8 protein-coding genes and 1 pseudogene are annotated in these 12772 nt (G+C 68.3%); 6 read left to right on the top strand and 3 right to left on the bottom strand.

The annotated features are described in order from the left end of the window. Positions 1–2: 2 nt before the first annotated feature. The 3 genes from BLR05_RS11505 to BLR05_RS11495 all read right to left on the bottom strand — a co-directional run bounded on the left by BLR05_RS11505 (position 3) and on the right by BLR05_RS11495 (position 4670). Positions 3–1826 (bottom strand): glycosyltransferase, encoded by a 1824-nt coding sequence (locus BLR05_RS11505; protein ID WP_092834623.1) that lies wholly within the window; start codon positions 1824–1826, stop codon positions 3–5. A gap of 29 nt (positions 1827–1855) precedes the next feature. Further along, positions 1856–3859 carry a tetratricopeptide repeat protein gene (locus tag BLR05_RS11500; protein ID WP_092834622.1) on the bottom strand — a complete coding sequence of 668 codons (2004 nt, stop codon included), beginning with the start codon at positions 3857–3859 and terminating at the stop codon, positions 1856–1858. 130 nt (positions 3860–3989) lie between these two features. Beyond that, a complete protein-coding gene (locus BLR05_RS11495; RefSeq protein WP_092834621.1) occupies positions 3990–4670 on the bottom strand; it encodes a TetR/AcrR family transcriptional regulator in 681 nt (226 codons plus the stop codon). 345 nt (positions 4671–5015) lie between these two features. Here BLR05_RS11495 and BLR05_RS11490 point away from each other — a divergent pair, with 345 nt between their 5' ends. The 6 genes and pseudogenes from BLR05_RS11490 to BLR05_RS11465 form a co-directional block, all read left to right on the top strand. Beyond that, positions 5016–6371 (top strand): NAD(P)-dependent oxidoreductase, encoded by a 1356-nt coding sequence (locus tag BLR05_RS11490; protein WP_092834620.1) that lies wholly within the window; start codon positions 5016–5018, stop codon positions 6369–6371. A 48-nt stretch (positions 6372–6419) separates the two neighbouring features. Next, a complete protein-coding gene (preA, locus tag BLR05_RS11485) occupies positions 6420–7772 on the top strand; it encodes an NAD-dependent dihydropyrimidine dehydrogenase subunit PreA (protein WP_092834619.1) in 1353 nt (450 codons plus the stop codon). 17 nt (positions 7773–7789) lie between these two features. Then, entirely contained in the window at positions 7790–9292 is a 1503-nt protein-coding gene (locus BLR05_RS11480; RefSeq protein ID WP_092834730.1) for an NCS1 family nucleobase:cation symporter-1, read from the top strand. 35 nt (positions 9293–9327) lie between these two features. Next, positions 9328–10791 carry a dihydropyrimidinase gene (hydA, locus tag BLR05_RS11475; protein WP_092834618.1) on the top strand — a complete coding sequence of 488 codons (1464 nt, stop codon included), beginning with the start codon at positions 9328–9330 and terminating at the stop codon, positions 10789–10791. A gap of 19 nt (positions 10792–10810) precedes the next feature. Continuing rightward, positions 10811–12073, top strand: coding sequence for a Zn-dependent hydrolase (locus BLR05_RS11470; RefSeq protein WP_092834617.1), 1263 nt, complete (start codon positions 10811–10813; stop codon positions 12071–12073). 177 nt (positions 12074–12250) lie between these two features. Further along, positions 12251–12772: pseudogene (locus BLR05_RS11465) on the top strand (peptidoglycan-binding protein); the annotation flags it as partial.

Raw genomic sequence — 12772 nt, 5'->3', positions numbered from 1 at the left:
CCTCAGGACTCCGTGCGACGCAGCAGGGGCCTGGGGCGTGCCGTGGCGAACCGGAAGAGTGCGGTGGTAGCGAGACGGCGGATTCCGCTCCACCACGGATGGTGCGTTGCTTCCGCGGTTGCAACCGGCTCCGGCGCATGCACTGCGGGGCCGATGCGCACGATGCGCATTCCCGCGTGCCGCGTGAGCCACAGCAGTCCGAGTTCCGCATCATCCAGCAGTGCGGCCTCCGTGGAGGTGAAGGACTCCATCGCGGCGCGGCTGTAGTACGCGGGGTGTGCAAGGACGGGCGAGGCCTGCAGGACACGTCGCCACCATGGCGCGTCGTTTTCTGGAGCACGCAATACCGCGGCATCCGCGTGCGGGGTCTGCTCGAGAAGCTCCTGCCACAGCCGGGGTGCCGGCCGCTGGCTGGCGGCGATCGTGAGGATGCCGCGATGGCCCTCGGCCAGGGCGAGGCGCATTCCGGTCTGGATGGCGCCCCAGCGGCTCATCGGGATCAGGGGGCGCAGCACCCTGGCGCCGGCCTCTTGCGCGAAAAGGCAGGTGCCATCTGCGCTCCGGTTGTCGATCACCAGGGGAATGCCCAGCCCGGCTTCGCGCACGGCGCGCACCAGTGACGCGATGGAGTCCGCATCGTTGCATGCCGGAATGACCACGAGCGGGCCCCGGGTGCCTGCTGCCGGCCGGCGCTTGGACGTGACATGCCGGTACTCCCGCTCGATCGCGAGGGCGCCGCTGTGGATGGTGAAGGATCGGAGCAGGGCCTGCCTGCCCGCGGCGCCCAGACGCTGGCGCAGCGGGACATCGTGGCGAAGGCGCGTGATGGCGTTCCTCCATCCGTCCACGTCCTCGATGGGAACGCGCAGGCCCGCCCTGGCGTGGGAGACGAGCCAGGGCATTCCGGAGCCGGGCAGGTCGGTGACGATGCACGGCTTCGCATGGAACATCGCTTCCAGGAGCACGATGCCGAATGCTTCCGTGCGTTCCCTGGATGCGAGGCAGAAAATGTCGCAGGTGGCGAGCAGCGCGTGCTTGCGTGCGTCGTCCACATCGCCCAGCAGCCGGATGTTCCCTCTGCCCGGACGCGACTGCGCCGCCTGGATACGCGCCTGCAGGCTGTCCCGCAGCTCGCCGTCGCCGACAATCAGCAACTCCACGCCCGGCAGCGCTGCAACGGCCTGGATGAGGGTCTCGAAGCCCTTGTAGTAGGTGAGGCGCCCGATGGACAGCAATTTCAAGGCCGTTCCCGGAGACCATGCGTTGCTGGACGTGGCGGTGGGCAGGCTGCCGAGGTCGATGCCCAGCGGGACCGTCACGCACTTGCTTCTCCAGTACTGCAGGGCCTTGCTGGCCTCCAGATAGGGCGGAGACGTCGCGATGATGCGTTCCGCACCGTCCAGCAGCGCATGCTCGAAGGGGCGGTACAGGGCGTAAGCCAGTGCGACAGAAAGCTTGATTTCCGACACCACGACATCGGAGTGCCAGTGGACCACCCAGGGAATGCGACGTGCGCCGGGCAGCGTGAGGGCCCACAGCGCGGAGTTGTTGGGCATGTGCAGGTGCAGCACATCGGGTCGCCATCGGCGTATCGCCCGTGCCAGCGCCGCGCGGAAGCCGAGAGCGAACGGTGCATACACCAGTTGGAACTGCACCGGTACCCGTTCCAGCCAGTACGGATCGTCGGGCTGGGGCGCGCCATGGACGAGCGCGTGCGCCTCGATACCCTGGGCGTGCTGGGCGGCGATCAGGTCGAAAAGGAACACCTCCATGCCGCCGCGGTAGGGCGGATAGAACTTTCCTACATGCAAAACGCGCAGGGCCACGGGGAGTCGTCGTCGTGCCTGTCTGCGGCCTATGGCTTGGCGGCGGCAGCAGCCACCTCGGCCCTGATCTGCGCGTATTGCGGGTTGCGCGGGTCGAGCCGGATGGCCTGGTCGAGGTCCTTCAGGCTGGCCGCATATTGGCGGGCGCCGCGGTAGGCCATGGCGCGCCCGTAATAGGCCGCGGCATTGGGCGCGCGTGCGATCAACTGGTCGAACAGCGCGACGGCCTCCCGCATATCGCCCCTGCCGACATGCGCCATGCCCAGGCCCAGCAGCAGGCGGGGGTTGGAAGGGCTGGCTGTAAGCAGGGCATTGAAGTCCTTGATCGCGTCGTTGAACCGGTTCGCGCCGATCGCGCTCTCCGCACGGCGAAGATGCATGAGCTGGCGGATGCGGTCCATTTCGGCGGAACTGAGGCCCGGGAGCTCGGTGCGCAGACCCTGGTCGAACTGTGCATAGGCCTCTGCATACCGTCCGAGGGCGAATTCCGATTCGCCGCGGTGGTAGTAGAGCTGCAGATCCTTGAAGCCCTGCTTCTCCGCATCGTCGAAGGCTGAGATGGCTTCAGTGTGCTTCTTCTGCTGCTGCAGGGCCACGCCCATGTTGAATCGGGCAGCGCCGCGCAGCGCGCCCAGCGCCTCTGCCGTGGCAAAGGCCTTCTGGGCTTCCGCCACGGATCCACGGTCCAGATGGTAAGCGCCAAGGTTGAGGAACGGGCGCCACCGGCCGACTGCATTGGCGGGCGCCTGCAGGTCGATTTTCTCTGCTGCATCGCTCCAGGCGGTGTAGTCGTCGCGCAGCGAGGCCGAGCGCTCGAAAGCCAGCAGGGCGAATACCAGTCCGACCATGGCGCCCAGCATGTAGATGGCGCGCGGCTTGAAGCCGGTGAGCGCGATGGCGATCAGGATGGGCACGCCGACGGCCCAGAGATAGCTGCGGTAGAGAACGAAGGGGTCCTGCACCCAGACGGTGGCGAATTCGGTCACGTAGAGCAGCAGCGGGAAGAGCAGCGCGACGCCTGCAAGGCTGAGCACACCGCGGCGGCGCAGTACGGCCCATGCCGCTGCCACCCACAGCGCCGCGTAGCCCAGCAGGCCCAGTACCTGCGGGAACGCGATGAAAGAGAGAGGGAAGGGTGGGCGCAAATCCACGGACATCCACATCACGTTCGGCACGAACCACAGGAAACCGTAGGCGAAGAACAGGGCGGCCTCGTTCAGGATGCTGAGCGGGTACATGCGCTGGGTGATGCCCGGGCCGAGCAGTTCCAGCTGCCGCGTGAGGTCGATGGAACGCTGGTCGAACACCTTGCCGATGAATTCTCCGTATACGCCGAACAGGACGGCAGCGGCCACGGCGACCAGCAACGCCGAGATGCCTGCGATGCCTGCGACGGTGCGCCAGGCCGGGCGCCTGACGTGGACGTACAGCGGCACCGCCATGGCGGCCACCATCACCGCATGCTCCTTCGACAGCACCGCAGCCGCATAGGCCACCACGGCGCCTGCATACCAGGCAGCTCCGCGGCCCGAGAGGCCGCGCACGAAGCACCAGCATGCCAGCACCGCGAAGAACGTGGCCATGACGATGGAGCGCTGCACGAGGTAGGCCACCGCATAGACCGCCATGGGGTTGACGGCGAAGAGCGCGACACCCACGCGCACGGCGGCGATCCGCGATGCGGCGAAATGGGGTTGTGCCTCGAATTCCTCGGGGAATCGCGTGTGCGTGAGCAGGTCTCGCACGAGGGCATGGAGCGCCGCCACGGTGCCCAGGTGCAGGACGATGTTCACCAGGCGCTGCTTCCACCATCCGGCGCCGGCCAGGCCGTCCACCCAGACGAAGCTGCCGTAGGACAGCAGGCGCTGCTTGAAGGCGAGCAGGTTTCCATAGCTGCCGAAGATGGTGCCGTCGGTCAGGGCCAGATCGTCGAACAGCAGCGCGTGGTCCCAGCCGGGCAGGTAGATGGCCAGGACGGCTGCCACGACGGCGATACCGAAGACGATGAGCGAGACGGATGGTTTGGTGGCCATGGCGGTGGGTGCGTGACGGCGGTGGGCGGGCGGCGCAGGGCGGGCGGGCGCACTGCGTGCCCGCGGGACGCGGAAGTCTAAGCGATGGGGCCGGGAGCGCTGCCGTGGGGCGCTCCGCCCTGCGGGCGCGTCAGGCCGGCGGCGCGCTGTCCGGCGCCAGGCCCGCGAGCACCATGTGGCAGATCAGCGCCTCGGCATGTGCATAGTCCCGCTCGGTAAGGGCCGGCTTGTCCAGCAGCAGGGCGAACTGCGCCTGCTGGTCGGCGTAAGCCTGGGTGACCGACCAGATGATGAACATCAGGTGCGTGAAGTTCACGCGGGCGATGCGGCCTTCGCGTGCCCAGCGCTCGAAGGTGCGCACGTCGTTGCGCAGGACCGGGCCCACGCGTTCGGCGATGACGTCGCCGTACCGCGGCGCGCCGGCGATGACCTCCTTGGCGAACACCTTGGCGGCATTCGGGCGCTCCAGCGACGACCGGAGCTTGGCGCCGATGTAGCGGCGCAGGGCTTCGGAGGGGTCTTCGCCGTGCGACATCTCCTCCATGCCGTCCAGCCACTGGGTGAGCACGTCGTCCAGCACCCGGCGGTAGAGGGCTTCCTTGTTCGGGAAATAGTAGAGCAGGTTGTGCCGGCTGATGCCGGCCGAGGCCGCGATGCCCTCCAGCGATGCTCCTTCGAAGCCGAACTGGGCGAACTGGCTTTCCGCCTCCGCCAGGATGGCCTGCTCCTTGCGCAGGCGCGCGGCGGACGGAGCGCTGGTGGTGCGTGGACGCACGGGGGCTGGGCGGGACGGCGGCAGGCGGGAGCTCATATGCACCATTGTGGGCCGAAGCGGAGGGCCGGAAATGGTGTTCCCCGGCGGCGCTTCTGGCACGGCGTTTGCTGTCCGGGATTTTACCAATAGGTAAGTTTTTACCGGTTGGTAAATTGCAAACCACAACGGCGGGCCATGCATCCGCCACCACGAGCGAGGACCACGATGACCCCTTCGCCTTTCCTGCCGACCCGGTGCGCCGGGCGCGCCGCCGCACCGGCACCGCGGCCCGGATTCCGTCCGGGTGCCCTGGAACCCCGCGCGCTGCCCGCGCACGCGGATGCCTTCTCCCTGCCTTCCTGATCCCGGTTCTCAGGGATTCATACACCACAGGAGCCTCCGATGGAAACGACGACCGCCGTCACCGGCTGCGGCGTGCATGGTGCACGCCTCGAGCTGGCCCAGTACGCCAGGAATTTCGGCGATGCCCACCCGCCGCTCACCCGCGCCCAGGCATTGATCGAGGCCGAGCGCTGCTACTACTGCTACGAGGCACCCTGCGCCACGGCCTGCCCGACGGGCATCGATGTGCCGTCCTTCATCCACCGCATCGCGCAGGGCAACGAGCGCGGCGCTGCGCGGGCGATCCTGGAGGCCAACCCGCTGGGCGGCATGTGCGCCCGTGTCTGCCCCACGGAAGTGCTGTGCGAGCAGGCCTGCGTGCGCAACGTGAACGAGGACAAACCGGTGGAGATCGGTGCATTGCAACGCTACGCCACGGACGCGCATTTCTCGCAGCCGGGCGCGCCGCTCTTCACGCGGGCTGCACCGACGGGCCGGCGAGCGGCCGTGGTGGGCGCCGGCCCTGCGGGCCTGGCCTGCGCGCACGGACTGGCGCGGCGGGGCCACGATGTGGTGCTGTTCGACGCACGCCCCAAGCTCGGTGGGCTCAACGAATACGGCCTCGCGAGCTACAAGACCACGGGAGGCTTCGCGCAGAAGGAGATCGAGTGGCTGCTCTCGATCGGCGGGATCGAGCCGCGCTGCGGGCAGGTGCTGGGGCGCGACATCACCCTCGCGGGGCTGCTGCAGGCCTATGACGCGGTGTTCCTGGGTCTCGGGCTGGCGGGCGTGAACGCGCTGGGCATCGCCGAGCCGCAGGCGGAAGGCCTGCGCAACGCCGTGGACTTCATTGCCGACCTGCGGCAGGCGCAGGACCTGTCCACGCTGCCCGTGGGCCGCCGCGTGGTGGTGGTGGGCGGCGGCATGACGGCGGTGGATGCGGCCGTGCAGGCCGCCAAGCTCGGCGCGGAGGAGGTGACCATGGTCTATCGCCGCGGTCAGGAGAGCATGTCCGCCTCGCTCGTGGAGCAGCAGTGGGCGCAGACCCATGGCGTCACCGTGCGGTACTGGGCCGCGCCGAAGGAGCTGCTCTGCGAAGGCGGCGCGGTGCGCGGCATGCGGTTCGCGGCCACGGCGGTGCAGGGCGGGCGCCTGGTGGAAACCGGCGAAGTGTTCACCCTCGAAGCGGACATGGTGCTCAAGGCCATCGGGCAAAGCTATCTCTCCGAATATGCGGGCGCCGGGGTGGCGCTGAGCCAGGGCCGCATCGCCACCGATGCCGATGGCCGCACCAGCGTGCCGCGCGTCTGGGCGGGCGGTGACTGCCGCGCCGGCGGGCGCGATCTCACCGTGGAGGCCGTGGAGCACGGCAAGGTGGCCGCGGTGTCCATCCACGAAGCGCTGCTGGCCGGCTGAAAGCCGCCGCCGACCCCACGACCCCAGAGAAAGACAACGGAGAAGCACATGGCAGACATCCGCAGCAATTTCCTCGGCATCCGCAGCCCGAACCCCTTCTGGCTGGCCTCCGCGCCCCCGACGGACAAGGAAGTGAACGTCACCCGCGCCTTCGAGGCGGGCTGGGGTGGCGTGGTCTGGAAGACCCTGGGCGAGGACCCGCACGTCGTCAACGTGAACGGACCGCGCTATTCCACCCTCATGTCGCAGGACCGGCGCGTGATCGGCCTCAACAACATCGAGCTGATCACCGACCGGCCCCTGGCCGTGAACCTGGAGGAAATCCGGCGAGTGAAGCGCGCCTGGCCGGACCGCGCGATGATCGTCTCGATCATGGTGCCCTGCGTGGAGGAGAGCTGGAAGCGCATCCTGCCGATGGTGGAGGACACGGGCGCGGACGGCATCGAGCTGAACTTCGGCTGCCCGCACGGCATGAGCGAGCGCGGCATGGGCGCGGCCGTGGGGCAGGTGCCCGAGTACATCCAGATGGTCACGCAATGGTGCAAGCACTACACGCACCTGCCGGTGATCGTGAAGCTCACGCCCAACATCACCGACGTGCGGCAGCCGGCCCGCGCGGCCCGGGCCGGCGGCGCGGATGCGGTGTCGCTCATCAACACCATCAACTCCATCATGGGCGTGGACCTGGAGCGCATGGCGATGAGCCCGAACACCGGCGGGCAGGGTTCGCACGGCGGCTACTGCGGGCCGGCCGTCAAGCCCATCGCGCTCAACATGGTGGCCGAGATCGCGCGCGATGCGCAGACGGCGGGCCTGCCCATCAGCGGCATCGGCGGCGTGAGCACCTGGCGCGACGCGGCGGAGTTCATCGCCCTCGGCTGCGGCACCGTGCAGGTGTGCACGGCCGCGATGGTGTATGGCTTCAAGATCGTGCAGGACATGTGCGACGGGCTCTCCAACTTCATGGATGCGCACGGCTACCGCACGATCGAGGACTTCCGCGGAGGCGCCGTGCCCACGGTGAAGGACTGGAAGGAGCTGGACCTCAACCACGTGGACAAGGCCGTGATCAACCAGGATGCGTGCATCCAGTGCGGCCGCTGCCACGTGGTGTGCGAAGACACCTCGCACCAGGCGATCACCTTCACCCAGGAGGGTGGAGTGCGCAGGTTCGAGGTGGACGAATCCGAGTGCGTGGGCTGCAACCTGTGCGTCTCGATCTGCCCGGTGCCCGAGTGCATCACCCTGCGCAGTCTCGCACCCGGCGAAGTGGACGCGCGCACGGGGCGCACGGTGACCGGCGAATACGCCAACTGGACCACGCACCCGAACAATCCGAACTGCGTGGCCCCCCTGGCCACGGCGGAGCAGGCGCCCGCCGGCGCGGCGGTCACTGCATGACCGCAGGGGAGGCCGCCATGACGCCATCATCCTCTGCCGCCTCCGGGGCCGTGCAGGACCTCTGGAACGACGACCTCGCGCCCACGCAGCCGCACCAGCGCACCTGGCGCTGGCACCACTTCGCTGCCCTGTGGATCGGGATGGTGATGTGCATTCCCGCCTACACCCTGGCAGCGAGCCTGATCGAAGGCGGCATGTCGTGGAGTCAGGCGGTGGGCACGGTGTTCCTCGGCAACCTGATCGTGCTGGTGCCCATGCTGCTCATCGGGCATGCGGGCGCGAAATACGGCATTCCTTACGCCGTGCTGGCGCGGGCTTCGTTCGGCACGCGCGGCGCCAAGCTGCCCGCGCTGCTGCGGGCCCTGGTGGCCTGCGGCTGGTACGGCATCCAGACCTGGTTCGGCGGCATGATGATCTACACGCTGGCCGGTGTGCTCATCGGCCATCCGCTGGAAGGCGAGAAGATCGCGGGTCTGGGGATCAACCTCGGCCAGCTGGTGTGCTTCCTGGTTTTCTGGGCGATCCAGTTCTACTTCGTGGTGCACGGCATCGAATCGATCCGCCAGCTGGAGACCTGGACGGCGCCCATCAAGATCGTGATCTGCTTCGTGCTGCTCTGGTGGGCCTATGAGAAGGCCGGCGGCTTCGGCCCGATCCTGCACCAGCCTTCGCAGTTCGCGCCGGGCGGGCCGAAGGCCGGGCAGTTCCATGCCGTGTTCTGGCCGTCTCTCACGGCGATGGTGGGCTTCTGGGCTACCCTGGCGCTCAACATCCCCGACTTCACGCGCTTCGCGAAATCGCAGCGCGACCAGGTGATGGGCCAGGCCATCGGCCTGCCGGTGCCCATGGGCCTGCTGGCGGCGCTGGCGGTCTTCGTCACGTCCGCCACGGTGGTGATCTACGGCAAGGCGCTGTGGGACCCGGTGGACATGGCCAGCCGCATGACCGGCGCGGCGGTGCTGATCGCACTCATCATCCTGCTGATCGACACCGTGAGCGTGAACCTGGCCGCCAACCTGGTCGGTCCGGCCTATGACTTCTCGGCGCTGAACCCGGCGCGCATCAGCTACCGCGTGGGCGGCTACATCACCGTGGGCATCGCCATTGCGATGATGCCGTGGAAGATTCTCGAATCCACCCAGGGCTACATCTTCACCTGGCTCATCGGCTATTCCGCGCTGCTCGGGCCGGTGGCGGGCATCCTGATGGTGGACTACTACCTCGTGCGGCGCACGCGGCTGGACGTGCCGGCGCTCTACGCCGACACCGGCCCCTATGCCTATACCCGGGGCTGGAACCGGGTGGCGGTGGCGGCATTCGCGCTCGGCGTGGCGCCCAACATCCCTGGCTTCCTGCACGCCGCCTTCCCCACGGGCTTCCCGAACGTAGGCGCGGTGTTCCGGCACATCTACGACTATGCGTGGTTCATCGGCCTGGCCATTGCCGGAGTGGTGTACCGCATCGGCATGTCCGGCCATGCCGCCGCCGCGTCGGCCGCGGCGCCGCTGCGCCGCGCCTGAGCGCAGCCACAACCCATTTTGCAAGGAGAGAGACGATGAGCAGTGCACCCCTTCTGATCCGCGGCGGCACCGTGGTGAATGCCGACCGCGAGGAGCGCGCCGACGTGCTCTGCGTGGACGGCCGCATCGCGGCGGTGGGCGGCGATGCTGCCGGCCAGGCCCCGGCAGGCACCCAGACCCTGGATGCCGGCGGCCAGTATGTGCTGCCGGGCGGCATCGACCCGCACACGCACATGCAGCTGCCCTTCATGGGCACGGTGACCATGGACGATTTCTACACCGGCACGGCCGCGGGGCTGGCCGGCGGCACGACCACCATCATCGACTTCGTGATCCCCGATCCGAAGGAGCCGCTGATGGATGCCTATCGCAAGTGGCGCGGCTGGGCCGAGAAGTCCGCCGCCGACTATTCCTTCCACGTCGCCGTGACCTGGTGGAGCGAGCAGGTGCATGCGGACATGGGCACCCTGGTGCGCGAGGAGGGCGTGAACAGCTTCAAGCACTTCATGGCCTACAAGAACGCCATCATGTGCGACGACGAAACGCTGGTGAACAGCTTCAAGCGCGCGCTGGAGCTGGGTGCCATGCCCACCGTGCATGCCGAGAACGGCGAGCTGGTTTACCTGCTGCAGCAGGAGGTGGCCAGGATGGGCATCACCGGCCCCGAAGGCCATCCGCTGGCCCGCCCGCCCATGGTGGAGGCCGAGGCCGCCAACCGCGCCATCGCCATCGCCGATGTGCTGGGCGTGCCGATCTATGTGGTGCACGTGAGCTGCGCCGAAGCGGCAGAGGCGATCGCCCGGGCCCGCGCGCGCGGCCAGCGCGTGTTCGGCGAGGTGCTGGCGGGCCATCTGCTGGTGGACGACAGCGTGTATCGCGATCCGGACTTCGCCACTGCCGCGGCCCACGTCATGAGCCCGCCGTTCCGGCCGCGCTCGGGCGGCCACCAGGAGGCGCTGTGGCGCGGCCTGCAGTCGGGCCAGTTGCACACCACGGCCACCGACCACTGCACTTTCTGCGCCGCGCAGAAGGCCATGGGGCGCGACAATTTCGCCAAGATCCCCAACGGCACGGGCGGCGTGGAGGAGCGCATGGCCGCGATCTGGGATGGCGGCGTGAACACCGGCCGCCTCACACCCAGCGAGTTCGTGGCGATCACCTCCGCCAATGCCGCGAAGCTGTTCAACGTCTATCCGCGCAAGGGCTTCGTGGGCCCGGGCGCGGACGCCGACCTGGTGCTGTGGGACCCGGAGGGCACCAAGACCTTCTCGGCCAGGACACAGCACAGCAAGGGCGACTTCAACATCTTCGAAGGCCGCACCGTGCGCGGCATCCCCAGCCATACTGTCAGCCAGGGCCGCGTGGTGTTCGCGCAGGGCGATCTGCGCGCCGAGCAGGGCGCAGGCCGCTACGTACACCGCCCGGCCTTCGGTGCCAACTTCCAGGCCGTGCACAAGCGTGCGCAGGACCTGGCCCCCAGCGCCGTCGCGCGCGCCTGAGAACGGACAAGGACAACCCATGGACACGGCGACCACCGAGAAGACCGACATCCGCCAGCTGCGCGTGAACGGCGAGCGACTCTGGGATTCGCTCATGGAGCTGGCGAAGATCGGCGCCACGCCCAAGGGCGGTGTGTGCCGGCTCACGCTCACCGACCTGGACAAGCAGGGCCGCGACCTCGTCACGCGCTGGGCGCGCGAGGCGGGCATGTCCGTCACGATCGACAGGATCGGCAACGTCTTCATGCGCCGCCCGGGCCGCGACGACAGCCTGCCGCCCATCATGACCGGCAGCCACATCGACACCCAGCCCACGGGCGGCAAGTTCGACGGCAACTACGGCGTGCTCGCCGGCATCGAGGTGGTGCGCACGCTCAACGATCATGGCATCGAGACCGAGGCGCCCATCGAGGTGGCGTTCTGGACCAACGAGGAAGGCAGCCGCTTCGTGCCCGTGATGATGGGCTCGGGCGTGTTCGCCAGGGCCTTCACGCTGGAGCATGCCTATGCCGCCACCGATACCGAAGGCAAGACCGTGAAGGGCGAGCTGGAACGCATCGGCTACATCGGTGACCAGGAGCCCGGCGACCATCCCATCGGCGCGTATTTCGAGACCCACATCGAGCAGGGCCCGGTGCTGGAAGACCACGGCAAGACCATCGGCGTGGTGACGGGTGTGCTGGGCATTCGCTGGTACGACTGCACCGTGACGGGCATGGAGGCGCATGCCGGCCCGACGCCCATGGCCCTGCGCAAGGATGCCCTTCAGGTGGCCACGCGATTGATGCAGGAGGTGGTGGCCTGCGCGCACCGCCATCCGCCGCATGGCCGCGGCACGGTGGGCATGGTGCATGTGCACCCCAACAGCCGCAACGTGATCCCGGGGCAGGTGAAGTTCAGCATCGACCTGCGCAACGCCACCGACGCCGAGTGCGACAGCATGGACCAGGACATCCGCGCGGTGGCTGCCCGGCTCTCGCAGGAAACGGGGCTGCCCATCCAGATCGATCTGGTTTCCAATTACCCCGCCCAGCCTTTCCATGCCGAGTGCGTGGAAGCCGTGGGCCGCGCGGCGGAGCAACTGGGCTATTCCCACATGCCCGCGGTGTCCGGCGCAGGCCACGATGCCGTGTACATGGCGCGCCTGGCGCCGGCGGGCATGGTCTTCATTCCCTGCAAGGACGGCATCAGCCACAACGAGATCGAGGATGCCCAGCCCGAGCACATCACCGCCGGCTGCAACGTGCTGCTGCACGCGATGCTGGAGCGGGCCGGTACCTAGATCGGTGATCGGGGGCCGGTGCGCTGGCTGGGCCGGCTTCGAACCCGGCCCGGTTGGTTTGGATGTTGGTCGCGAAATATGCAATTTGTTGCATATATCCCGCCGTGGTCGGGTTGGCGGAGGCGGGGTGCTCGCATAACGTCCGACCCTTTGCCATTTCCTTTTTCCTTGTCCATCATGAATCGGTCCTCGACTCCGTCGTCCTTCTCTTTCCTGCGCGCTGGCACCCTGCTGGCCGCGACCCTGTCCGCCGCCCTGCTGGCGGGCTGCGAAACCACGGGCATGCGCATGGGCAGCGCGGAATCCAAGACGGTAGCCACGGGCGCGGCCGCCGGTGAATCCTCGGCCAATGCCAACACGCAGCTGGAGCATTGCGCCTCGCCGCTGGGTACGGTGTCGCTGGTGGAAAACCAGGATGCGGGCTGGTACACCATCCTGCGCAATGAATACCGCCTGCCGCCCACGTCCAACCTGCTGCGGCTGCTGATCCAGCAGTCCAACTGCTTCGTGGTGGTGGAGCGCAGCGTGACCGGCATGGGCGCGATGAACCGTGAGCGGGCACTGATGCAATCGGGGGAGATGCGCGGCGGCAGCAGTTTCGGCCAGGGGCAGATGGTGGCGTCGGACTACGGCCTGTCGCCGGAGATCGTCTTCTCCAACAGCGACTCGGGCGGCATCGGCGGTGCGCTGGGCGCGCTC

Source organism: Paracidovorax cattleyae (assembly GCF_900104515.1).
In the GTDB taxonomy this organism is placed as follows: Bacteria; Pseudomonadota; Gammaproteobacteria; order Burkholderiales; family Burkholderiaceae_C; genus Paracidovorax; species Paracidovorax cattleyae.
Note: the sequence above shows the minus strand (reverse complement) of the source record. Positions and strands in the feature narration are given on the sequence as shown.